Source organism: Pseudomonas sp. GW822-FHT04H02, from assembly GCF_058800645.1.
In genome coordinates, this window is record NZ_JBXAMM010000003.1 from 975,706 (window position 1) to 996,963 (window position 21,258).

At 63.8% G+C, this 21,258-nt stretch carries 23 protein-coding genes and 1 tRNA gene; 16 read left to right on the forward strand and 8 right to left on the reverse strand.

The genetic code is table 11. From position 1 onward, the window contains the following. Window positions 1–43: 43 nt before the first annotated feature. Both hemH and AC1RMG_RS16970 read right to left on the reverse strand, forming a co-directional pair. A complete protein-coding gene (hemH, locus tag AC1RMG_RS16965) occupies window positions 44–1,066 on the reverse strand; it encodes a ferrochelatase (protein WP_065365201.1) in 1,023 nt (340 codons plus the stop codon). An 8-nt stretch (window positions 1,067–1,074) separates the two neighbouring features. Further along, the gene (locus AC1RMG_RS16970) at window positions 1,075–1,983 is read right to left on the reverse strand and encodes a TIGR01777 family oxidoreductase (protein ID WP_011063389.1); all 909 of its coding nucleotides are present in this window, start codon (window positions 1,981–1,983) and stop codon (window positions 1,075–1,077) included. Window positions 1,984–2,177: 194 nt separating this feature from the next. Here AC1RMG_RS16970 and AC1RMG_RS16975 point away from each other — a divergent pair, with 194 nt between their 5' ends. The 12 genes from AC1RMG_RS16975 (at window position 2,178) to AC1RMG_RS17030 (ending at window position 12,218) form a co-directional block, all read left to right on the forward strand. Further along, on the forward strand, window positions 2,178–3,164 hold the full coding sequence (locus AC1RMG_RS16975; RefSeq protein WP_011063390.1) for an NAD(P)/FAD-dependent oxidoreductase: 987 nt from the start codon (window positions 2,178–2,180) through the stop codon (window positions 3,162–3,164). Further along, on the forward strand, window positions 3,161–3,376 hold the full coding sequence (locus AC1RMG_RS16980) for a TIGR02450 family Trp-rich protein (protein WP_019095048.1): 216 nt from the start codon (window positions 3,161–3,163) through the stop codon (window positions 3,374–3,376). The genes AC1RMG_RS16975 and AC1RMG_RS16980 overlap by 4 nt, the downstream gene beginning before the upstream one ends. Before the next feature lie 123 nt (window positions 3,377–3,499). Then, window positions 3,500–4,450, forward strand: coding sequence for a YbgA family protein (locus AC1RMG_RS16985; RefSeq protein ID WP_152686426.1), 951 nt, complete (start codon window positions 3,500–3,502; stop codon window positions 4,448–4,450). Window positions 4,451–4,453: 3 nt separating this feature from the next. Then, window positions 4,454–5,389 (forward strand): MerR family transcriptional regulator, encoded by a 936-nt coding sequence (locus AC1RMG_RS16990; RefSeq protein ID WP_410036521.1) that lies wholly within the window; start codon window positions 4,454–4,456, stop codon window positions 5,387–5,389. A 13-nt stretch (window positions 5,390–5,402) separates the two neighbouring features. Beyond that, on the forward strand, window positions 5,403–6,848 hold the full coding sequence (gene phrB, locus AC1RMG_RS16995) for a deoxyribodipyrimidine photo-lyase (protein ID WP_019095045.1): 1,446 nt from the start codon (window positions 5,403–5,405) through the stop codon (window positions 6,846–6,848). After that, the gene (locus AC1RMG_RS17000; RefSeq protein ID WP_493169661.1) at window positions 6,841–7,266 is read left to right on the forward strand and encodes a nuclear transport factor 2 family protein; all 426 of its coding nucleotides are present in this window, start codon (window positions 6,841–6,843) and stop codon (window positions 7,264–7,266) included. Before phrB ends, AC1RMG_RS17000 begins: the two co-directional genes overlap by 8 nt. Next, window positions 7,263–8,033 (forward strand): SDR family NAD(P)-dependent oxidoreductase, encoded by a 771-nt coding sequence (locus AC1RMG_RS17005; RefSeq protein WP_065365196.1) that lies wholly within the window; start codon window positions 7,263–7,265, stop codon window positions 8,031–8,033. The genes AC1RMG_RS17000 and AC1RMG_RS17005 overlap by 4 nt, the downstream gene beginning before the upstream one ends. Then, window positions 8,030–9,277 (forward strand): NAD(P)/FAD-dependent oxidoreductase, encoded by a 1,248-nt coding sequence (locus AC1RMG_RS17010; protein WP_011063397.1) that lies wholly within the window; start codon window positions 8,030–8,032, stop codon window positions 9,275–9,277. The genes AC1RMG_RS17005 and AC1RMG_RS17010 overlap by 4 nt, the downstream gene beginning before the upstream one ends. Then, window positions 9,274–10,089, forward strand: coding sequence for a DUF1365 domain-containing protein (locus AC1RMG_RS17015; RefSeq protein WP_125062179.1), 816 nt, complete (start codon window positions 9,274–9,276; stop codon window positions 10,087–10,089). The genes AC1RMG_RS17010 and AC1RMG_RS17015 overlap by 4 nt, the downstream gene beginning before the upstream one ends. Further along, the gene (locus tag AC1RMG_RS17020; protein WP_072450942.1) at window positions 10,076–11,347 is read left to right on the forward strand and encodes an SAM-dependent methyltransferase; all 1,272 of its coding nucleotides are present in this window, start codon (window positions 10,076–10,078) and stop codon (window positions 11,345–11,347) included. The genes AC1RMG_RS17015 and AC1RMG_RS17020 overlap by 14 nt, the downstream gene beginning before the upstream one ends. Further along, window positions 11,340–11,855: a DUF2878 domain-containing protein gene (locus tag AC1RMG_RS17025; RefSeq protein ID WP_072442504.1), complete on the forward strand. Its 516-nt coding sequence runs from the start codon at window positions 11,340–11,342 to the stop codon at window positions 11,853–11,855. Before AC1RMG_RS17020 ends, AC1RMG_RS17025 begins: the two co-directional genes overlap by 8 nt. 54 nt (window positions 11,856–11,909) lie before the next feature. Further along, window positions 11,910–12,218: a YkgJ family cysteine cluster protein gene (locus AC1RMG_RS17030; RefSeq protein WP_493169664.1), complete on the forward strand. Its 309-nt coding sequence runs from the start codon at window positions 11,910–11,912 to the stop codon at window positions 12,216–12,218. Window positions 12,219–12,226: 8 nt separating this feature from the next. Here the strand turns inward: AC1RMG_RS17030 and AC1RMG_RS17035 are convergent, their stop codons facing one another. The 6 genes from AC1RMG_RS17035 to hemA form a co-directional block, all read right to left on the reverse strand. Continuing rightward, complete coding sequence (locus AC1RMG_RS17035) at window positions 12,227–12,745, reverse strand: acyloxyacyl hydrolase (protein WP_210458100.1); 519 nt, start codon at window positions 12,743–12,745, stop codon at window positions 12,227–12,229. A gap of 115 nt (window positions 12,746–12,860) precedes the next feature. Further along, a complete protein-coding gene (murI, locus tag AC1RMG_RS17040; protein WP_025131835.1) occupies window positions 12,861–13,652 on the reverse strand; it encodes a glutamate racemase in 792 nt (263 codons plus the stop codon). Continuing rightward, window positions 13,645–14,400, reverse strand: coding sequence for a molybdopterin-synthase adenylyltransferase MoeB (locus tag AC1RMG_RS17045; protein ID WP_125063679.1), 756 nt, complete (start codon window positions 14,398–14,400; stop codon window positions 13,645–13,647). The genes murI and AC1RMG_RS17045 overlap by 8 nt, the downstream gene beginning before the upstream one ends. Continuing rightward, on the reverse strand, window positions 14,394–15,224 hold the full coding sequence (gene prmC, locus AC1RMG_RS17050; protein ID WP_015636975.1) for a peptide chain release factor N(5)-glutamine methyltransferase: 831 nt from the start codon (window positions 15,222–15,224) through the stop codon (window positions 14,394–14,396). The genes AC1RMG_RS17045 and prmC overlap by 7 nt, the downstream gene beginning before the upstream one ends. Continuing rightward, window positions 15,225–16,307: a peptide chain release factor 1 gene (prfA, locus tag AC1RMG_RS17055; RefSeq protein WP_011063406.1), complete on the reverse strand. Its 1,083-nt coding sequence runs from the start codon at window positions 16,305–16,307 to the stop codon at window positions 15,225–15,227. Continuing rightward, the gene (hemA, locus tag AC1RMG_RS17060) at window positions 16,307–17,581 is read right to left on the reverse strand and encodes a glutamyl-tRNA reductase (protein ID WP_047285350.1); all 1,275 of its coding nucleotides are present in this window, start codon (window positions 17,579–17,581) and stop codon (window positions 16,307–16,309) included. The genes prfA and hemA overlap by 1 nt, the downstream gene beginning before the upstream one ends. Window positions 17,582–17,928: 347 nt before the next feature. Between hemA and AC1RMG_RS17065 the strand changes: the two genes are divergently transcribed. The 4 genes from AC1RMG_RS17065 to AC1RMG_RS17080 all read left to right on the forward strand — a co-directional run bounded on the left by AC1RMG_RS17065 (window position 17,929) and on the right by AC1RMG_RS17080 (window position 21,239). After that, a complete protein-coding gene (locus AC1RMG_RS17065; RefSeq protein WP_011063408.1) occupies window positions 17,929–19,653 on the forward strand; it encodes a tetratricopeptide repeat protein in 1,725 nt (574 codons plus the stop codon). A 4-nt stretch (window positions 19,654–19,657) separates the two neighbouring features. Continuing rightward, the gene (lolB, locus tag AC1RMG_RS17070) at window positions 19,658–20,275 is read left to right on the forward strand and encodes a lipoprotein insertase outer membrane protein LolB (RefSeq protein ID WP_019095037.1); all 618 of its coding nucleotides are present in this window, start codon (window positions 19,658–19,660) and stop codon (window positions 20,273–20,275) included. A gap of 1 nt (window position 20,276) precedes the next feature. Next, a complete protein-coding gene (ispE, locus tag AC1RMG_RS17075; RefSeq protein WP_493169668.1) occupies window positions 20,277–21,128 on the forward strand; it encodes a 4-(cytidine 5'-diphospho)-2-C-methyl-D-erythritol kinase in 852 nt (283 codons plus the stop codon). A gap of 36 nt (window positions 21,129–21,164) precedes the next feature. After that, a tRNA-Gln gene (locus tag AC1RMG_RS17080) sits at window positions 21,165–21,239 on the forward strand. Window positions 21,240–21,258 lie beyond the last annotated feature (19 nt).

Genomic DNA, 21,258 nt, shown 5'->3' on the forward strand with positions numbered 1-21,258 from the left:
CAAGCTGTCTCCCCCGCAGGAGCCGGCTTGCCGGCGAAGCTATTTACAACGCCAGCGGCGCTCGCTCGCACAAGGCGTTCAAGGCCTTGGCCCATTGTGGGTCGTCATTCAGGCAAGGGATCAACACCAGGTCCTCCCCTCCCGCCTCGCGAAACTGCTCGCGACCGCGATCACCGATCTCCTCCAGGGTTTCGATGCAGTCGGCGACAAATGCCGGGCACATCACCAGCAGCTTCTTCACCCCTTGTTTACCCAGTTCATCAAGGCGTGCCTCGGTGTAGGGCTCGATCCATTTCGCTCGCCCCAACCGTGACTGGAAGGAAACCGACCATTGCCCGTCGGCCAGGCCCATCTGCTGGGCGAAAGCCCTGGCGGTACGGAAACACTGGCCGCGATAACAGTTGGCAAGCACCTGGGGCGATGACTCTGCGCAGCAGTCCCCGGCACCATCGAGGGAGTGTCCCGGGTTGAGCTTGTTCAAGTGCCGCTCGGGCAGGCCGTGGAAACTCAGCAGCAGATGATCGAAGGGCTGTTGCAGGTGCGGCCGGGTGCTGGCCACCAACGCCTCGATGTACTCGGGTTGATCGTAGAAGGGTTGCAGCACGCTGAATTGCACGTCCAGCTTATGCTCGCGTACCACACGCCTGGCCTCCTCGACCACGGTGGTGACCGTGCTGTCGGCAAACTGTGGATACAGCGGGGCCAGGGTGATCTTGCGTTGCCCCTGGGCCACCAGCTTGAGCAGCACGGACTCGATCGAAGGCTCGCCGTAGCGCATGGCCAACTCTACCGGGCCCTGCTTCCACTGCTCGCTCATTACCTTCTGCAGACGCCGGCTGAGCACCACCAGCGGCGAACCCTCTTCCCACCAGATCGACGCGTAGGCGTGGGCCGATTGCTCTGGCCGCTTGATCAGGATCAGCGACACCAGCAAACGTCGGACCGGCCAGGGCAGGTCGATCACATAAGGGTCCATGAGGAATTGGTTGAGGTAGCTGCGCACGTCCGCCACCGAAGTGGAAGCCGGCGAACCCAGGTTGACCAGGAGCAACGCGTGATCGGTCATGCAACGTCCTATTTCAGAGGCGGCTGGACACAGGCGTCCAGGGCCGCAGGCAAATCAGTGAACTGGAAAGTGAAACCCGCTTCCAGCAACCGCGCGGGAACGGCACGCTGGCCTCCCAGCAACAGCAACGACAATTCACCCAAGGCCAGGCGCAGGAAAAACGCCGGCAGCGGTATCAGTGCGGGCCGGTGCAGCACCCGCCCCAAGGTCTTGGCGAACTCGCGGTTGCGCACCGGTTTTGGCGCGCAGGCATTATAAGGACCCTGCGCCCCAGGCTGATGCACAAGAAAATCAATCAGGGCGATTTGATCGTCGATATGAATCCACGGCATCCATTGCCGGCCGTTGCCGATCGGCCCGCCCAGCCCCAGCTTGAAGGGCAGCAGCAGGCGCGACAAAAAGCCGCCCTCGGGCGACAGCACCAAACCGGTGCGCACCAGCACCACACGCACGCCCATGGCCTCAGCGCGCTGGGCAGTTTCTTCCCAGGCTATGCACAACTGGCTGGCAAAGTCCTCGTTGACCGGGGGCGAATCCTCGCTCAGTTCCCGTTCGCCACCGTCGCCGTACCAGCCCACCGCCGAGCCCGACACCAGCACACCGGGTTTGTGTTCGCGGCTTTCGAGCCAGGCCAGCAGGGTTTCGGTCAGGGCGATGCGGCTGTGCCAAAGCAGCGCCTTGCGCTTGTGGCTCCAGGGCCGATCGGCGATCGGCGCCCCGGCCAGGTTGATCACCGCGTCCACCGGGATCTGGTCCAGCTCTTGCAGCGTCTTGACAGCCCGCACCTGGGGACCGCACAGGGCGGCAACCTTATCGGGTTGGCGAGTCCATACACTCAACTGGTGACCCTGGGCCTGCCAGTGACGACACAGGGCACGCCCGATCAAACCAGTACCGCCGGTCAGCAATATATGCATGACATCTTCCTCGCGTGGCGTTTTACCCGAATCACTAGTCTATTTTTATAAGCAGGGATCTTTTCAATCGGACAGGCTGTGTTTTAACGATAGACAACCTGAACAACCGATGACGCCGAAAGCTATACCAAAAAACAATATTGTACAGGTTTTGGCGGCGGCGTAATCTGTACAGAAAGGTAAACGAGGCCCCTATGACAGTACCCATCGCAATCATTGGTACCGGCATCGCCGGACTCTCCGCCGCCCAGGCGCTACGAGATGCCGGGCATACCGTCCACCTTTTCGATAAAAGCCGCGGCAGCGGCGGGCGCATGTCGAGCAAACGCAGCGATGCCGGCAGCCTGGACCTGGGAGCCCAGTACTTTACCGCCCGTGACCGTCGTTTCGTCACCGAAGTCCAGCGCTGGCAAGCCAAGGGCTGGGTCGCCGAATGGACGCCACAACTCTACAACTCCCACGGCGGCCAGCTCAGCCCCTCGCCGGATGAACAGACCCGCTGGGTCGGCACTCCCCGCATGAGCGCCATCACCCGCGCGCTGATCGGCGACCTCGAGGCCCACTTCGCCTGCCGCATCACCGAAGTCTTCCGCGGCGAACAGCATTGGCATCTGCAGGACGCCGAAGGTTTCACCCACGGCCCTTTCAGCCATGTCGTGATCGCCACGCCAGCGCCACAGGCCACCGCCCTGCTGGCCGCCGCACCGAAGCTTGCGGGCGTCGCCGCCGGGGTGAAAATGGACCCGACCTGGGCCGTCGCCCTGGCCTTCGATACCCCTCTGGAAACCCCCATGGAAGGCTGCTTCGTGCAGGACAGCCCGCTGGACTGGCTGGCCCGCAACCGCAGCAAGCCCGGGCGCGACAGCCACCTCGACACCTGGGTCCTGCATGCCACCAGCGCCTGGAGCCGGCAGCACATCGACCTCTCGAAAGAAGCCGTGACCGAACAACTGCACGGTGCCTTCGCCGAGCTGCTGCACAGCGTCATGCCCGCCCCCACCTTCAGCCTGGCCCACCGCTGGCTCTACGCCCGCCCGGCCACCAGCCATGAATGGGGCGCCCTGGCCGACGCCGATCTGGGCCTGTACGTTTGCGGCGACTGGTGCCTGTCCGGCCGCGTCGAAGGCGCCTGGCTGAGCGGGCAGGAGGCCGCGCGCCGGCTCCACGAGAGCCTGCAGTGAATCGCCTCAACCCGCGCAAACTGCTGCTGTCGAAGTGGACAGCAGCCCACCCGCAACACCGTGAGAAACACTTCCTGGTTACCGAGCTGTTCTGCGATGAACAAGGCACCGTGCTGGACATCGAATTGCAGGCGGTGCTCACCCGACGCAGCCAGCGCCTGAGCTGGCAGACCCTGCAGAACGAGCGCGACTGGCACATGGGCTGGCGATAACCTAGCGCATCCGCGCCGGCGGATACCTATACAAATAATTTGACTTGTACAACTTTAATTCTATGATGGATAAAAGTTGTACAAGCCATCGTTCTTGTACAGGTATACCCCGGAGGTTGAACCATGTCTGCCAAGCCGAAAATCGCCATCAGCGCCTGCCTGATGGGCGTCGAGGTCCGCTACAACGGCGGGCACAAGGAATCTCGCTTGTGCAGCCGGGTGCTGTGCGGCTACTTCGATTTCGTGCCCCTTTGCCCGGAAGTCGCCATCGGCCTGGGCACACCCCGGGAGCCGATTCGCCTGGTAGGCACCCCCGAACAGCCACGGGCCACAGGCACACGGGACAGCAGCCTGGACGTCACCCAGCCCCTGGCCGACTACGCCGAATACATGGCGGGCCAGTTGGGAGATATCTGCGGCTACATCTTCATGCAGAGCTCCCCTTCTTGCGGCCTGGAGCGAGTCAAGGTGTACCAGGCCAACGGCATTCCCCATCGCAGCGGCGGGCGCGGCATCTACGCCCAGGCCTTCTGCGCCCGGCACCCGGACCTGCCCGTGGAGGAAGCGGGGCGCCTGAATGACCCGGTACTGCGGGAAAACTTCCTGACCCGGGTCTACGTCTATCGCGACTGGCAGGCGTTGCTCAAGCAAGGCCTGACCCGCCGCGCCCTCACCGACTTCCACTCACGCTGCAAATACCTGCTGATGGCCCATCACCCCGAACAGTACAAGGCCCTGGGCAATCTGCTGGGCAGCATGGGCAAGGGCGATGCGACGCTGCTCGGCCCACGCTACTTCAGCCAGTTGATGGAAGCGCTGAGCCGCTGCGCCACCCGTGGCACCCACAGCAATGTGCTGCAGCACATCAGTGGCTACTTCAAGCGGGCCATCAGCAGCGAGGACAAGCAGGAAATGCAACGCCTCATCAGCCAGTACCGCCAGGGCATCGTGCCGCTGGTGGTGCCCCTGACCCTGCTCAAGCACCACTTGCGCCAGAACCCCGATCCCTACATTGCCCAGCAACTGTACCTGCAGCCGCACCCCGAAGACCTCAGCCTGCGCAACGCGATCTGAGCCATGAAACCCTTCCCCTCAGCGGTCGACGAAGACACCGCCCCGGATACCGACTGCCAGGAACAGGGCTGGCTGCCGATCCGCGAGGTGGCGCGCCAGACCGGTGTCAACGCAGTCACCTTGCGGGCCTGGGAGCGCCGCTACGGGCTGATCGTGCCCCGGCGCACGCCCAAGGGCCACCGGCTGTATTCCAGCGAGCAGGTGCAGCAGATCCTGACCATCCTCACCTGGCTCAATCGAGGGGTTGCGGTGAGCCAGGTCAAGCCCTTGCTGGACAGCGACACCGGCTCCAGCCCCCAGGTGGAGAATGACTGGCTGCACCTGCGCGCCGCCCTCGCCCGGGCCATCAGCCAGCTGGCCGAGCGCAAGGTCGACGACACCTTCAATCAGGCCATGGCGCTGTACCCGCCACGGACCCTGTGCGAGCACCTGTTGATGCCGCTGCTGGCGGAACTGCAACAACGCTGGCAAGGCCAGTTCGGCAGCCAGATGGAACAGGTGTTCTTCTACTCCTGGCTGCGCAGCAAGCTCGGCGCCCGGATCTATCACAACAACCGCCAGGTGCAGGGCGCCCCGCTGCTGCTGGTCAATCAGTCGGACCTGCCACTGGAGCCGCACCTGTGGCTCACCGCCTGGCTGGCCAGTAACGCCGACTGCCCGGTGGAGGTCTTCGACTGGCCGCTGCCCGGCGGCGAACTGGCCCTGGCCACCGAACGCCTGCAGGCCCGGGGCCTGCTGCTGTATTCCGGCAAGGCACTCAACCCCGCCCAGTTGCCCAGGCTGCTCAGCGGCGTGGCCTGCAAAAAATTCATCGTCGGACCCGCGGTGTGCATCCACCCCGCCCAGTGGTCCGTATGTACCACTGAAATCGCCGATCTGTACCTGGCCCAGGACCCGATAGCGGCCTGCCAGCTACTGCTCGAGCGAGGACTTTTCTGATCCGGGAACCGACATGCAATTGATCTGGCTGCGCAGCGACCTGCGCCTACATGACAACACCGCCCTGAGCGCCGCCGCCCAGCGGGGCGCGGCCGTAGCGGTGTATCTGCTGAGCCCGGAGCAGTGGCTGGCCCATGACGATGCACCGTGCAAGATCGATTTCTGGCTGCGTAACCTGCAGTCGCTGAGCACCGCCCTGGGCCGCCTGAATATCCCGCTGCTGATCCGCAGCGCCGCCACCTGGGAGCAGGCGCCTCAGGTCCTGCTGGAGCTGTGCCGGCAATTGCAGGTGCAGATGCTGCACTTCAACCAGGAATACGGCATCCACGAAAGCCGCCGCGATGCCGCCGTGACCCGGGCCCTGCAACACGCCGGAATCAGCGTCCAGGGTCATCTCGACCAATTGCTGTTCCAGCCCGGCAGCGTACTGACCAAGAGCGGCGGCTACTTCCAGGTCTTCAGCCAGTTTCGCAAGGTCTGCTACAGCCGCCTGCATACCGCACTGCCGGCCCTGGTGAAGGCACCCGGGGCTCAGTTGCCGCTGTCGATCAACGCCGATCCGCTCCCGCAGCGGGTCGAAGGCTTTCCCAGCCCCACCCAAGCCCTGCGCGAGCTGTGGCCCGCCGGCGAGGACGAGGCGCAAAGGCGCCTGGAGCAGTTCAGCGATGAACAGATCCACTACTACCAGAGCGAACGCGACTTCCCGGCCAAACCCGGCACCAGCCAGCTTTCGCCCTACCTCGCCGCCGGCGTGATCTCGCCCCGCCAGTGCCTGCACGCCGCCTTGCGCGGCAACCAGGGCGAGTTTGAAAGCGGCAGCCCCGGGGCCGTCACCTGGATCAACGAACTGCTCTGGCGCGAGTTCTACAAACACATCCTGGTGGGCTACCCACGGGTGTCCCGGCACCGGGCCTTTCGCCCGGAAACCGAGGCGGTGAAATGGCGCCATGCCCCCGAGGAACTGGCGGCCTGGCAGGAGGCCCGCACCGGCCTGCCGATCATCGATGCCGCCATGCGCCAGCTGCTGGAGACCGGCTGGATGCATAACCGCCTGCGCATGGTGGTGGCGATGTTCCTGACCAAGAACCTGCTGATCGACTGGCGCGAGGGCGAGCGTTTCTTCATGCGCCACCTGATCGACGGCGACCTGGCGGCCAACAACGGCGGCTGGCAGTGGAGCTCGTCCACCGGCACCGATTCGGCGCCCTACTTCCGCATCTTCAACCCCATCAGCCAGTCGCAGAAGTTCGACAGTGAGGGGCGCTTCATCAAGCACTGGCTGCCGCAACTGGCGGGGCTGAACAAAAAAGATATCCACAACCCGGCGGCCATGGGCGGCCTGTTCGGCGTGCCTGGCTACCCGGCGCCGATCGTCGATCTTTCACGCTCCCGGGAGCGGGCCCTGGCGGCGTTCAAGGCACTGCCCGCGCGAATGGATGCAGGGGTGAGCCATGAGTGACTTTCTCGACAACTTCGCCCGGGAGTTCGCCGCCCTCGATCGGCACAATCTCGACCGGCTGGAGCAGCTCTACAGCGATGACATCCAGTTCACCGATCCTCTGCACGAGGTCCAGGGGCTGGCCCAGTTGCGCGGCTACTTCGCCGAGCTCTACGCCAACGTCCGTGAGCTGCGCTTTGACTTCCACGGCAGCGACCTGTGCGCCGAGGACCAGGGCTACCTGCGCTGGACCATGAGCTACCGCCACCCGCGCCTCAACGGCGGCGGCCTGATCCAGGTGGCGGGCTGCTCGTACCTGCAATGGCGCGACGCCAGGGTCTACCGCCACCGCGACTATTTCGACGCCGGTGCCCTGCTCTATGAACACTTGCCGCTACTCGGGGCGATGATCGCCTGGCTGAAACGGAGGCTCGGATGAAGCCTGCCATGCCACGAAGGGTCTGGCTCACCGGTGCCAGCAGCGGCATCGGTGCAGCCCTGGCCGAAGAACTGCTCAAGGCCGGGGCCCAGCTGGCGCTCAGCGCCCGTTCCCGCGAGCCCTTGGAGGCCCTGGCCAAGCGCTATCCGGGCCGAGTGCTGGTGGTGCCCGGCGACCTCACCGATGCCTTGCAGGTACGCGAGATCGGCAAGCGCATCGCCCAGGCCTGGGGCGCCCTGGACACGGTGATCCTGAATGCCGGGACCTGCGAATACATCGAGGTACAGCAGTTCGACGCAGCGCTGATCGAACGGGTGCTGAACACCAACCTGCTGGCCGCCAGCTACTGCATCGAGGCCGCACTGCCGCTGTTGCGCGCAGGCAATCGCCCGTACCTGGTGGGCGTGGCCAGTTCGGTGACCTGTTTGCCACTGCCCCGGGCCGGTGCCTATGGCGCCTCCAAGGCGGCGCTGCGCTATCTGCTGCAGTCCCTGCGTATCGATCTTGCTGCCGAAGGCATCGACGTGACCCTGGTCAGCCCGGGTTTTGTCGACACGCCACTGACCGCACGCAACGATTTCCCGATGCCCATGCGCTGGACCGCCGAACAGGCCGCACGGCATATCCACCGGCATCTGGGCAGGCGCCCCCTGGAGATCGCCTTCCCAGGTCTGTTCATCTTCGGCCTCAAGCTCTTGGCCTGGCTGCCCGGCCGCCTGCAACTGGGCATTGCCAGGCGCCTGGCCCGTAGCGGGGAAACATCGTGAAAATCGCCATCATCGGCAGCGGCATCGCTGGCCTGACCTGCGCCTATGTGCTCAACCGCCGGCATGACATCCGGGTCTACGAGGCCGGCAGCTGGATCGGCGGCCATACCCACACCGTGAACGTCAGCCTCAATGGCGAGACCCAGGCCGTGGACACCGGCTTCATCGTCTTCAACGACTGGACCTACCCCAACTTCATTCGCCTGCTGAAGCAGCTCGGGGTGCGCTACAAAGCCACCGAGATGAGCTTTTCGGTGTGCGACCCAGCCTCCGGGCTGGAGTACAACGGCAACAACCTCAACAGCCTCTTCGCCCAGCGGCGCAACCTGCTGTCACCGGGGTTCTGGGGCATGCTGCGGGACATCCTGCGCTTCAACCGGGCCTCCCAGCAGGACCTGCTGCAACAACGCATCGCCGCCGACACCACCCTGGGCCAGTACCTGCAAAGCCAGGGCTACGGCGAGCGTTTTATCCGCCACTACATCGTGCCCATGGGCGCAGCGATCTGGTCGATGTCGCCGGGGCAGATGCTCGGTTTCCCTTTGCAGTTCTTCGTGCGTTTCTTCAAGAACCACGGCTTGCTCTCGGTGAGCAACCGCCCGCAATGGTGCGTGATCGAAGGCGGCTCCAGCCGTTACATCGAGCCGCTGACCGCAAGCTTTCGCCAGCACATCCGTCTCGACTGCCCGGTGCGGCGGGTCGAACGCGATGAGCAGGGCGTACTTATCCACAGCGACGCCGGCAGCGAGCGCTTCGACAAGGTGGTGTTCGCCTGCCACAGCGACCAGGCCCTGCAACTGCTATCCAGCCCGAGCCTCGCTGAACAGGAAATCCTCCAGGCCCTGCCCTACGCCGACAACGACGTGGTGCTGCACACCGATACCCGCCTGCTGCCACGCCGGCGCCTGGCCTGGGCCAGCTGGAACTACCGCCTCGACGCCAGCGCCGAAAAGGCCGCAGCCGTGACCTACGACATGAACATTCTCCAGGGCCTGCAAAGCAGCAGTACCTTCTGCGTCAGCCTCAACCAGAGCGCCGCCATCGACCCTTCGAAGATTCTTGCCCGCTACACCTACGCCCACCCGCAATACAGTCTCGGCGCGCTGGCCGCACAAGCGCGCTGGGGCGAACTGCAGGGCGCGCACCACAGCTTCTATTGCGGAGCCTACTGGGCCAACGGCTTCCATGAAGACGGCGTGGTCAGCGCCTTGCGCGTGGCCCAGGCCTTTGGAGAGCAACTGTGAACAGCGCCCTGTACAACGGCTGGATCAGCCACCGGCGCTTCGCCCCCAAGGACCATGCCTTCCGCTACCGGATCGGCCTGCTGTACCTGGACCTGGACGAGCAGGAAGCGGTGCTGGGGCTCTCGCCCCTGGCAGGCCGCAGCCGTTTCGCGCCCTTCGCCTTCCGTGAAAGCGACTACCTGCCGACCTTCACCGGGCAGGGCATGCGCCTGATCGACGCGGTACGCCAACAGGTGGCCGCGGCCATCGGCCACGCCCCCAGCGGCGCAATACGCCTGCTGACCCAGGTGCGCAGCTGGGGGCTGGCGTTCAATCCGGTGAGCTTCTTCTATTGCTTCGAGGCCAACGGGCAATTGGCGGCGATTCTCTGCGAAGTCACCAACACCCCCTGGCGCGAGCGCTATCACTATGTGCTACCGGCCCGCCCGGGCACTGCCCCAACGCCCGAGCACCAGCACTTCGCCGTGGCCAAGGCCTTCCACGTATCGCCATTCCTGCCCCGGGATCTGGAGTACCGCATGAGCTTCAGCCCGCCGGCCGAGCGGCTGGGCGTGCACATGGCCGACTGGCAGGGCGAGCTCAAGGTGTTCGACGCCACCCTCAACCTGCAACGCCAGCCCCTGGATCGACGCAGCCTGCACCAGTACCTGCGACATTTTCCATGGATGACCGCCAAGACCTGCCTGGCGATCTACTGGCAGGCCCTGCGCCTGGCCGCCAAGGGCATGCGCTTTTTTCCCCATCGGGCCGCCGTTGGCGCCTATCGCACAGCCGCCGTACAACCCAAGGATCGCCGCCATGAAATCCTCTAGCATCTCGGCCAGAACCCCCTTGCTCAGCACCCACAGCCTCACCGCCAGCCTGCTGCGCCGTGGCGTGCTGCGGCAACTGGCGCAGCTCAGGCACGGCCAACTAGTGGTCTGCGAAGAGGGCGAGCGTCTGGTGTTCGGCAGCAGTGGTGCCGCCCTGCTGGGGGAAATCCACATCCACGACTCCAGCGCCTGGGGCCTGGTGGCCAGCAGCGGTTCGATCGGCGCCGGCGAGGCATTCATCCACGGCTACTGGAGCACCCCGGACCTGACCGCGGTGATCCGCGTGTTCGTCAGCAATCTGGACGTGCTGGACGCCATGGAAGGCGGCCTGGCGAAACTAGGCCGGCCGCTGATCCGCGGCCTGCACTGGCTCAACCGCAATACCCGTAAGGGCTCGCAGAAAAACATCGCGGCCCACTACGACCTGGGCAACGAGCTGTTCGAGCAGTTCCTCGACCCCACCATGATGTATTCCGCCGCGCAGTTTCGCAGCGCCGAAGACAGCCTGGAGCAGGCCCAGCTGAACAAGCTGCAACGCATCTGCCAGAAGCTGGCGCTCAAGCCCGAGGACCACCTGCTGGAGATCGGCACCGGCTGGGGCAGCATGGCCCTGTATGCCGCGCAACACTACGGCTGCCGGGTGACCACCACGACCCTGTCCAGGGAGCAGTTCGCCTATACCCGGCAGCGGATAGAGGCCGCCGGCCTGCAGGACCGGGTAACCCTGCTGCTGGAGGATTACCGCGACCTGCGCGGCCAGTACGACAAGCTGGTGTCGATCGAGATGATCGAAGCCGTGGGCCACCGCTTCCTGCCCACCTACTTCAAGCAATGCGCGCACCTGCTCAAGAGCAACGGCCTGATGCTGCTACAGGCCATCACCATTCGCGACCAGCGCTATGAGCAGGCGAAAAATGGCGTGGATTTCATCCAGCGCTACATCTTTCCCGGTGGCGCCCTGCCCTGCGTACAGAAGATGCTCGAAGTGGTCAGCCGCGACACCGACATGAACCTGCTGCACATGGAGGACTTCGGCCTGCATTACGCCCGCACCCTGCGCCTGTGGCACGAGAACTTTCGCCGCGCCCATGGCCGTCTCGGCGAACTGGGCTACGACGAATACTTCCTGCGGCTCTGGGAGTTCTACCTGTGCTATTGCGAAGGCGGCTTCCTGGAACGCAGCATTGGCACCGCCCAACTGCTGCTGGCCAAACCTGCGGCCGCGCCACAACCAGTGCTCGGGCGCCTCGATGCCTAGGCAACTGGTCAATGCCCTGCTGTTCCAGCTGGGCTGGTTCATCTGCGTGCTCAGCGGCGACAGCCTCTGGCTGCTGCTGGGGGTGGCGATCCTGCTGGCGCATCTGCACTGGATCGGCCGCTGGGCCGACGAAGGCCCGATGATCGTCGGCATTGCCCTGATCGGCATCGCCCTGGACAGCTTCCTCAGTTGGCTCGGGGTGTTTCAGTTCCAGCAAGTCAGCCTGCTGGTGCCCTTGTGGCTGATGCTGCTCTGGGCCCTGCTGGCCACCACACTGCGCCATGGCCTGGCCTGGAGCGCCCGGCCCTGGTGGCTGGGGTGTGTGCTGGGGGCATTGGGCGGGCCGCTTTCCTACTACGCCGGGGGGCGCCTGGCGGGAGTGACCTTTCCCTACGGCACCGGCCCCACCCTGCTCGGCCTGGGGCTGCTGTGGGCGCTGCTATTGCCGCTGCTGCACGTGCTCGCGCGGCCGGCACCGCAAGAGCCGCCACTGGTCACCGGAGACTGAGCATCCGTCCGGGCTTTAACACAGCCCGGGCTCACTGCCTTACACTGCGCGCCTATGACCACCATCCCCGTTATCTCCATCGCCGCCGAACCCGCCGTCAGTTGCTCCACCTGCGCCGCCTGTTGCTGCCAGCTGGAGGTCATCCTGATCACCGACACCGGGGTGCCCGAGCGCTTTATCGATACCGACGATTGGGGAGGGGAAGTCATGCGCCGCCTGGATGACGGCTGGTGCGCGGCGCTGGACCGCGACAGCATGCGTTGCAGCATCTATGAGCTGCGGCCGCTGATCTGTCGCGAGTTCGAGCTGGGCGAGGCCGATTGCTTGAGCGAACGCCGGGGAATTGCCACGGCGTATCGCTGATAGCAGCCTTAGAGCGGCATCGTGTAATGCAGCGCGTAGCTTTCGATACCGTCGTTGGGGGTCTTGATGCCGGCGTTGGAGTAGTGCGTGGCGCGGATGCCGACTTCATGGCCACCGGCGAAGCGCAGGCCGAAACCGATGCGGTCTTCGAACTGGAAGGATGACCCCAGCTTGTTGTCCTCGACCTGGGTATGGGCAAAGGCCGCTACCCCGATGCCGGCCTCGATGTAGGGCTTGACGCTGGCCCCGGCGAATTCGTAGACCAGCACCGGGGAGAACGACAGGCTGTGGTTGCTGGAGGTCTTGTCGCCATCCCAATAGGTGTAGGCGCCGCTCCAGTAACCCGTGAGACGGCCGACGTCACTTTGCAGCCAGCTCTTGTCCCAATCCCATTGCATACCCAGCCGATAGGCCTGGGTCGAATCGCCGGTTTGCCCCACGGAGAACTCGACTCCGGCCGCCTGCGCGGAAAAACTGTGCCCCCAAAACGCGGCCGCCAGCGCAGCCAGACAGAACAATCGCTTCATCAGGAAAATCCTTTTTGAACGGTCTTGTATGCTTTTGTACAACCTCGTGACTTGGTTATAGAAGTCTGGGCACGCTCGGAAGTTCAGCGCCAGCAGCGGGTATTTCACGTTTTTTTCACAATTCGAAAGACTGGACTCTGCCGGACTCTTTCCACAGCACTGGCAGGACCTTGGCGAAGTGCGCTACATCGCCGCTGGTCCAGAACCGGGTTTCCTGTGCCGGCCCCCGAGCGAGCAGATCGCCTTCGCCCAGCAGGCGCTGCAACTGACGGGCCACCGCGGCACCGGTGTCGATCAGGCTGATGTGTCCGGGCAATATCTGCGCCAGCAGCGGCTTGAGAAATGGATAGTGGGTGCATCCCAGGATGATGGTGTCGCAGTCCGCGGCCAGCAACGGTGCCACATAACCCTGCAGCATCTGGCGCACAGCGGCGCTGTGCAGGTCGCCGTTCTCGATCATCTCCACCAGGCCCGGGCAGGGCTGGGTGACGACTTTCACGTCAGCGGCAAAACGATCCAGCAAGGCGGCGAACTTGGCGCTCTGCAAGGTGCCGGTAGTGGCCAGCACCCCAACCACACCGCTGCGGGTTGCAGCTGCCGCGGGCTTGACCGCAGGCTCCATGCCGACGATGGGCCAGTCCGGGTAATCCCGGCGCAAGTCGGCAACTCCGGCCACGGTGGCGGTATTGCAGGCCAGGACCAGGGCCTTGGCGCCCTGTTCGCGAAAGTACTGCGCCATCAGGGCACAGCGCTGGCGAATGAACTCCGGGGTCTTTTCGCCATAGGGGATATACCCGCAATCGCCAAAGTACAGCAGCGATTCGTTGGGAAGCCGTTGCTGTATTTCCGCCAGCACCGACAGACCACCAACACCGGAATCGAACACCGCAATGGGCGCTTCACTCATGATGAACTCCGCAGACACGGCAACCGGGATCGCGTTTGACTCGCAGTTCACGAAAACGCGTACCCAGGGCATCGATCAACAACAACCGGCCCACCAGCGGCTCGCCAAACCCGGCCAGCAGTTTCAGGGCTTCCAGGGCCTGCAGGCTGCCCACGGTGCCCACCAGCGGGCCGAGCACCCCGGCTTCGCTGCAGGTCAGTTCGGCTTCGCTGCCATGCCCGTATAGACAGTGGTAGCAAGGGCTTTCCGGGCGCCGCGGGTCGAAGACCGACAATTGCCCTTCCAGGCGGATCGCCGCACCGCTGACCAGGGGCTTGCCGGCCGCCACGCAAGCGGCGTTCACCGCCTCGCGGGTACTGAAGTTGTCGGAGCAATCGAGCACCAGGTCCACCGCCGCCACGGCAACGGCCAGGGTATCGACATCCAGCGCCTGGCGATGGGGCACCAGGCGGACCTCCGGGTTGAGGGCAGACAGGCGACTGATGGCCGAGTCCACCTTGCTGACCCCGACGCTGTGGCTGTCGTGGATGATCTGGCGTTGCAGGTTGGTCAGGTCCACGCTGTCGAAGTCGGCCAGGTGCAGCTCACCAACCCCCGCCGCCGCCAGGTACAAGGCTGCGGGAGCACCGAGACCGCCGAGACCGACGATCAGCACGCGGCTTTCCTTGAGGCGCAGCTGGCCGTCGATATCGACATGCTGCAACAGAATCTGTCGGCTATAGCGCAACAGCTCCTGGTCGGTCAGCACGGCCGGCACCCGAGGCTGATGCGCTCATGCCCACCGAGGTCGACCCGGCTGTGGACTTCGATGAAACCCTGGGCAGCCAGCAACTCGCGGACCGCCGCGGCCTGATCGTAACCGTGCTCCAGCATCAGCCAGCCACCGGCCTCCAGGTGCTGCGGAGCCTGGGCGACGATCAGCCGCAGGTCGTCCAGACCATCCTTGCCCGCCACCAGGGCGCTTTCCGGCTCGAAACGCACGTCGCCGGCCACCAGATGGGGGTCGGCTTCGGCAATGTAGGGCGGGTTGCTGATGATCAGATCAAAGCGCCGGGACTCAATGGAGCTGAACCAGTGGCTGCTGAGCACGCTGACGTTGTCCAGTTGCAGGCGCTGGCGGTTGCGTTCGGCCAGGGCCACGGCTTCCAGTACCCGGTCCACCGCCGTGACCTGCCAGGCCGGGCGCTCGCTGGCCAGGGCCAGGGCGATGGCACCACTGCCGGTGCCCAGGTCAAGGACCGTGGCTGGGGTCGCGGGCAACAGTTCCAGCGCCGCTTCCACCAGTAGTTCGGTGTCGGGGCGCGGGATCAGGGTGTGGGGCGCCACCTCCAGGTCGAGCTTCCAGAAGCCCTGCTGGCCAAGGATATAGGCCACCGGCTCGCCGGAGCGGCGTCGCTGCAGGTAGTCGGTGAACACCAGGGCCGCCTCGCTGGGCACGATGCGCTCCGGCCAGGTGTGGAGAAAGCTGCGGGGCTTTCCCAGGGCCGCGGCCAGGAGCAGCTCGGCATCCAGGCGCGGAGTCGGCGAGTCGGGCAGTTGGGCTGCGCGCAGCAGGCTGGCGATGATGGTCATTTACTCACCCAATGCCGCAAGTTGATCGGCCTGATATTCAGCCAGCAACGGCTCGATGACGGCTTCCACGCCCCCGGCGAGGATTTCGTCCAGGGAATACAGGGTCAGGTTGATGCGGTGATCGGTGACCCGGCCCTGGGGGAAGTTGTAAGTGCGGATGCGCTCGGAACGATCCCCCGAGCCCACCAGCAACTTGCGCTCGCTGGCAATGGCATTGGCCGCGGCACTGGTCTGCTGGTCGTTGAGCTTGGCCGACAGCCAGGACATGGCCCGCGCCCGATTCTTGTGCTGGGAACGCTCTTCCTGGCACTCCACCACGATCCCCGAAGGGATGTGGGTGATGCGGATCGCCGAGTCGGTCTTGTTCACGTGCTGGCCACCGGCGCCGGAGGAGCGATAGGTGTCGATGCGCAGGTCCGCCGGGTTGATCTCGATGGCTTCCTGTTCATCCGGCTCGGGCAGTACTGCCACGGTGCAGGCCGAAGTGTGGATGCGGCCCTGGGATTCGGTGGCCGGCACTCGCTGCACGCGGTGCGCGCCGGATTCGAACTTCAGCTTGCCGTAGACGCTCTCGCCTTCGACCCGGGCAATGACTTCCTTGTAGCCGCCGTGCTCACCCTCGTTTTCCGAGAGGATCTCCAGCCGCCAGCCGCGCCGCTCGGCGTAACGGGAATACATGCGGAACAGGTCGCCGGAGAAGATCGCCGCCTCGTCGCCGCCGGTGCCGGCACGGATTTCCAGGAATACGTTGCGTCCGTCGTTGGGATCCTTGGGCAGCAGCATGCGCTGCAGGCTGCTTTCCAGTTCGGCCAGTTGTTCCTTGGCCTCGCGCACTTCCTCGGCGGCCATTTCCCGCAGGTCCGGGTCGTTGTCCTTGAGCAGCGCCTGGGCGCCTTCAAGGTCCGCCTGGACCTTGAGCACCTGTTTATAAGTAGCCACGATCGGCTCGACTTCCGCGTATTCCTTGGAGTAGGCGCGGAACTTGGCCTGATCGGAAATGACCTCAGCATCGCCGAGCAAGGCGGTCAGTTCCTCGAAACGATCCTGGAGAATGTCCAGCTTACTGAGCAGTGACGCTTTCATTACGGGGTTTTATCCGATGAGCCCTCACCGAGGGCAAAGAGTTCTTGGGCCATGGCCAGCGCATCGAGGCGGCCTTCGGCAGACAGCTTTTTCAGTTGCACGCTCGGCGCGTGCAGCAGTTTGTTGGTCAGGCCGCGGGCCAGTTGGGCCAGCACGTCCTCGGCGCTGGAGCCGTTGCTCAGCAGGCGCAGGGCTTTTTGCAGCTCTTCGTCACGCAGGCGCTCGCTTTGTTGACGATAGGCCTTGAGCACATCCACCGCCGCCAGTTCCCGCAGGCGCACCATGAAATCCTCGGCGCCGATGTTCACCAGTTCCTCGGCGGCCTGGGCCGCGCCCTGGCGGCTCTTGAGGTTTTCCGCCACCACTTCGTGCAAGTCGTCGACGGTATAGAGGTAAACGTCGTCCAACTCGCCGACTTCTGGCTCGATATCCCGGGGAACGGCGATGTCCACCATGAAAATCGGCTTGTGCTTGCGCAGCTTCAAGGCACTTTCCACAGCGCCCTTGCCGAGGATCGGCAACTGGCTGGCGGTGGAACTGATGACGATGTCGCTGTGCACCAGTTCCTGGGGAATATCCGAGAGCAGCACGGCGTGGGCACCGAATTGCTCCGCCAGGAGGCTGGCGCGCTCCAGGGTACGGTTGGCCACCACGATACGCTTGACTCCCAGGTCGTGCAGGTGCCGGGCCACCAGGGTGATGGTCTCCCCGGCGCCGATCAGCAGGGCCTGACTGCGTTGCAGGTCGCTGAAAATCTGTTTCGCCAGGCTCACCGCGGCGAAGGCCACGGACACCGGGTTCTCACCGATGGCGGTGTCGGTGCGCACCTGCTTGGCGGCGCTGAATGTGGCCTGGAACAGCCGGCCCAGCAGCGGCCCGACGGTGCCGGCCTCGCGGGCCACGGCGTAGGCGGACTTCATCTGCCCGAGAATCTGCGGCTCGCCCAGTACCAGCGAATCCAGCCCCGACGCCACCCGCATCATGTGACGAACTGCCGCATCGTCCTCATGCACGTAGGCACTGGCGCGCAGCTCGTCTAGGCTCAAATGGTGATATTCCGCCAGCCAGCGCAGCACCACATCCGCAGAAAGATGATCCTGTTCTATATAGAGCTCACTGCGATTGCAGGTGGAGAGGATCGCAGCTTCGCGGCTGTCGGTGAGTCGGCAGAGCTGCTGCAAGGCCTCAACCAACTGCTCAGGGGTAAAGGCCACGCGCTCGCGGACGTCTACAGAAGCAGTCTTGTGGTTAATACCGAGTGCAAGGAAGGCCATTCAAGGTCGCTGATGATGTCGAGAAGCCGGCAATTGTCCTACTTCGCCCGACTCAGAACAACTACCGCCGACTATTGTCCTAGTTTTGTGCCAAAACTCGCCGAGCGAAGATCAGGCAAGGCGAAAACAGGCGAGGAAGCGGAGTTTAGGAGCCTAAATGAGCATTCCGAGCCTGTTTCTGCGTAGCGCCAAGGCCGCCCAGCGCGCAGCATGGTCGAAGCGCAGGCAGTTTTCGCGCAGAAACTAATAGACTGCCTCTGTTCTGGCATCCCGTTGAGTCTCGGTTATGTTTGGCCGAAGGCTTGTGTCATGATGATCCGACCGCAGGTTAGTCGCCCTCTTCCTATATGAATAGATCTTCCGCGTTGCTCCTCGCCTTTGTCTTCCTCAGCGGTTGCCAATCTCTGGCACCCGTTTCATCGGACGCTACGTCGCCGGTGGAAGACAGCACCTCCGCCCCTGAAAAGCCCAAGGTCTATTCCTCGTTCAGCGAAGACACCGTCTTCAGCCTGCTGAGCGCTGAACTCGCGGGCCAGCGCAATCGTTTCGACATTGCCCTGGACAACTACGTGACCCAGGCCATCAACACCCAGGATCCGGGCATCTCCGAGCGGGCCTTTCGCATCGCCGAGTACCTAGGCGCCGACCAGGCTGCCCTGGACACATCGCTGATCTGGGCGAAAAACGCCCCCGACGACCTGGAAGCGCAGCGAGCCGCCGCGATCCAGCTGGCCCGGGCCGGGCGCTATGACGACTCGATGGTCTATATGGAGAAGGTCCTGCAAGGCAAGGGCGATACCCACTTCGACTTTCTTGCCCTGTCCGCAGCCGATACCGACCAGGACACGCGCAACGGCCTGATGAAAAGCTTCGACCGCCTGCTGCAGAAACACCCGCACAACAGCCAGTTGATTTTCGGCAAGGCCTTGCTCATGCAACAGGACGGCGACGCCAAGGAAGCCCTGGCCCTGCTGGAACAGAACCCACCGGAAGACGGTGAAGTTGCGCCATTGCTGCTGCGCGCCCGCCTGCTGCAAAGCCTGAACCGGGGTAAAGAAGCCCTGCCGCTGCTGGAAAAAAGCATCCGCAAGTACCCGGACGACAAGCGCCTGCGCCTGACCTACGCCCGCATGCTGGTGGAGCAGGACCGCATGGAGGATGCCAAGACCCAGTTCTCCAGTCTGGTCCAGCAATATCCGGAAGATGACGAACTGCGCTATTCCCTGGCACTCGTCTGCCTGGAGGCCAAGGCCTGGGAAGAAGCCAAGGGCTACCTGGAAGACCTGATTGCCCGTGAAAGCCACGAAGACTCCGCGCACCTGAACCTGGGCCGGATCGCCGAAGAACTCAACGACCCGCAAGGGGCCTTGATCGAATACGGCCAGGTCGGCCCGGGCAATGACTACCTGCCCGCACAGTTGCGCCAGGCCGATATCCTGATGAACAACGGCCGCACCGACGAGGCGCAAAAACGCCTGGTGGCGGCCCGCGACGCCCAACCCGACTACGCCATCCAGCTGTACCTGATCGAAGTCGAGACCCTGTCGGCGAACAACCAGGGCGAGCGCGCCTGGAAAGTCATCCAGCAGGCCCTGCAGCAATACCCCGACGACATGAACCTGCTGTACACCCGCGCCATGCAGGCGGAAAAACGCAATGACCTGGCGCAGATGGAAAAGGATCTGCGCCTGATCATCCAGCGCGAACCGGACAATGCCATGGCATTGAACGCCCTGGGCTACACCTTGTCTGACCGCACTACACGCTATGCCGAAGCCAAGACCCTGATCGAGCAAGCCCACCAGCTGACTCCGGAAGACCCGGCCGTCCTCGACAGCCTGGGCTGGGTGAATTTCCGCCTGGGCAACCTGGACGAAGCCGAACGCCTGCTGCGCCAGGCCCTGGAACGCTTCCCCGATCAGGAAGTGGCGGCGCACCTGGGTGAAGTGCTGTGGAACAACGGCAAGCAGCGCGAGGCCAAGCAGATCTGGAGCAAGTTCCTCAAGGATCAGCCCGACAGCCCCGTGCTACGCGGCACCATCAAACGCCTGACCGGATCAGAGACTCTTTAAGACCATGTTTTTGCGCCACTTTATCGTTTTCAGCTTTATCGCCCTGCTGGCCGGCTGCGCCGGCTTCGGTGCCCGCGAGTCCGTCCAGGGCCAGGGCAACCCTGCGCAATGGCGCTTGCACAAGGATCAACTGACCGGCCTCGACGGCTGGCAGATCAACGGCAAGATCGGCATTCGTGCCCCCAAGGATTCCGGCAGCGGCACGCTGTTCTGGCTGCAACGCCAGGACTACTACGACATCCGCCTGTCAGGCCCGCTGGGCCGTGGCGCCGCACGACTCACCGGTCGTCCCGGCCAGGTCAGCCTGGAAGTGGCCAACCAGGGTCGCTATGAATCCGCAAGCCCGGAAACCCTGCTGGAAGAACAGCTGGGCTGGAAGCTGCCGGTCTCGCACCTGGCCTGGTGGGTTCGCGGCCTGCCCGCGCCCGACAGCAAAAGCCGCCTGACCCTGGACGGCGACAGCCATCTGGCGAGCCTGGAGCAAGATGGCTGGCAGGTGGAATACAGCAGCTACTCGCAGCAGAACGGCTATTGGCTGCCCGAGCGGATCAAACTGCACGGCAGCGACCTTGACGTCACCCTGGTGATCAAGGAATGGCTGCCGCGCAAGCTGGGGCAATGAAATGTCCGTGAAAAAACTGACCCTGCCCTCCCCGGCCAAACTCAATCTGATGCTGCACATCCTCGGTCGCCGTGAAGATGGCTATCACGAGCTGCAGACCCTGTTCCAGTTTCTCGACTACGGCGATGAAATCACTTTCGCCCTGCGCGATGACGGCGTGATTCGCCTGCACACCGCGTTCGAAGGCGTGCCCCACGACAGCAACCTGATCGTCAAGGCGGCGAAGAAACTCCAGGAACAATCGGGCTGCCCCCAGGGCATCGACATCTGGATCGACAAGGTCCTGCCCATGGGCGGCGGCATCGGCGGCGGCAGTTCGAATGCCGCCACCACCCTGCTGGGCCTCAATCACTTGTGGCAACTGGGCTGGGACGAAGACCGACTGGCCGCACTGGGGCTGACCCTGGGCGCCGATGTTCCGGTTTTCGTACGCGGGCATGCTGCCTTCGCCGAAGGTGTGGGGGAAAAACTGACCCCTGAATATCCCGAAGAACCCTGGTATCTGGTACTGGTCCCGCAAGTGTCTGTTAGTACAGCAGAAATTTTTTCAGATCCTTTGTTGACACGGAACACCGCGCCCATTAAAGTGCGCCCCGTTCCCAAGGGAAACAGCAGAAACGACTGCCTTCCGGTAGTCGCAAGGCGTTATCCAGAAGTACGTAACGCATTGAATTTGCTAGGTAAATTTACCGAAGCAAAACTGACTGGAACTGGAAGTTGTGTGTTTGGGGGCTTCCCAAGCAAAGCTGAAGCTGATAAAGTCTCGGCCCTTCTTACAGAGACCCTTACAGGGTTTGTAGCCAAAGGAAGCAACGTTTCGATGTTGCATCGCAAGCTGCAAAGTCTGCTCTAAAGGAACCGAGTGCCAGGCATTCGAAGCAACAGATACAGGGGCGTCGCCAAGCGGTAAGGCAGCAGGTTTTGATCCTGCCATGCGTTGGTTCGAATCCAGCCGCCCCTGCCATTTTCCTATACTCATCCAG

Excerpts from the sequence above, each read along its gene's own strand:
- hemH (WP_065365201.1), bottom strand. The coding sequence starts at position 1,066 with ATGACCGATCACGCGTTGCTCCTGGTCAACCTGGGTTCGCCGGCTTCC.
- AC1RMG_RS16970 (WP_011063389.1), bottom strand. The coding sequence starts at position 1,983 with ATGCATATATTGCTGACCGGCGGTACTGGTTTGATCGGGCGTGCCCTG.
- AC1RMG_RS16975 (WP_011063390.1), top strand. The coding sequence starts at position 2,178 with ATGACAGTACCCATCGCAATCATTGGTACCGGCATCGCCGGACTCTCC.
- AC1RMG_RS16985 (WP_152686426.1), top strand. The coding sequence starts at position 3,500 with ATGTCTGCCAAGCCGAAAATCGCCATCAGCGCCTGCCTGATGGGCGTC.
- AC1RMG_RS16990 (WP_410036521.1), top strand. The coding sequence starts at position 4,454 with ATGAAACCCTTCCCCTCAGCGGTCGACGAAGACACCGCCCCGGATACC.
- phrB (WP_019095045.1), top strand. The coding sequence starts at position 5,403 with ATGCAATTGATCTGGCTGCGCAGCGACCTGCGCCTACATGACAACACC.
- AC1RMG_RS17000 (WP_493169661.1), top strand. The coding sequence starts at position 6,841 with ATGAGTGACTTTCTCGACAACTTCGCCCGGGAGTTCGCCGCCCTCGAT.
- AC1RMG_RS17005 (WP_065365196.1), top strand. The coding sequence starts at position 7,263 with ATGAAGCCTGCCATGCCACGAAGGGTCTGGCTCACCGGTGCCAGCAGC.
- AC1RMG_RS17020 (WP_072450942.1), top strand. The coding sequence starts at position 10,076 with ATGAAATCCTCTAGCATCTCGGCCAGAACCCCCTTGCTCAGCACCCAC.
- AC1RMG_RS17025 (WP_072442504.1), top strand. The coding sequence starts at position 11,340 with ATGCCTAGGCAACTGGTCAATGCCCTGCTGTTCCAGCTGGGCTGGTTC.
- AC1RMG_RS17030 (WP_493169664.1), top strand. The coding sequence starts at position 11,910 with ATGACCACCATCCCCGTTATCTCCATCGCCGCCGAACCCGCCGTCAGT.
- AC1RMG_RS17035 (WP_210458100.1), bottom strand. The coding sequence starts at position 12,745 with ATGAAGCGATTGTTCTGTCTGGCTGCGCTGGCGGCCGCGTTTTGGGGG.
- murI (WP_025131835.1), bottom strand. The coding sequence starts at position 13,652 with ATGAGTGAAGCGCCCATTGCGGTGTTCGATTCCGGTGTTGGTGGTCTG.
- prmC (WP_015636975.1), bottom strand. The coding sequence starts at position 15,224 with ATGACCATCATCGCCAGCCTGCTGCGCGCAGCCCAACTGCCCGACTCG.
- prfA (WP_011063406.1), bottom strand. The coding sequence starts at position 16,307 with ATGAAAGCGTCACTGCTCAGTAAGCTGGACATTCTCCAGGATCGTTTC.
- hemA (WP_047285350.1), bottom strand. The coding sequence starts at position 17,581 with ATGGCCTTCCTTGCACTCGGTATTAACCACAAGACTGCTTCTGTAGAC.
- AC1RMG_RS17065 (WP_011063408.1), top strand. The coding sequence starts at position 17,929 with ATGAATAGATCTTCCGCGTTGCTCCTCGCCTTTGTCTTCCTCAGCGGT.
- lolB (WP_019095037.1), top strand. The coding sequence starts at position 19,658 with ATGTTTTTGCGCCACTTTATCGTTTTCAGCTTTATCGCCCTGCTGGCC.
- ispE (WP_493169668.1), top strand. The coding sequence starts at position 20,277 with ATGTCCGTGAAAAAACTGACCCTGCCCTCCCCGGCCAAACTCAATCTG.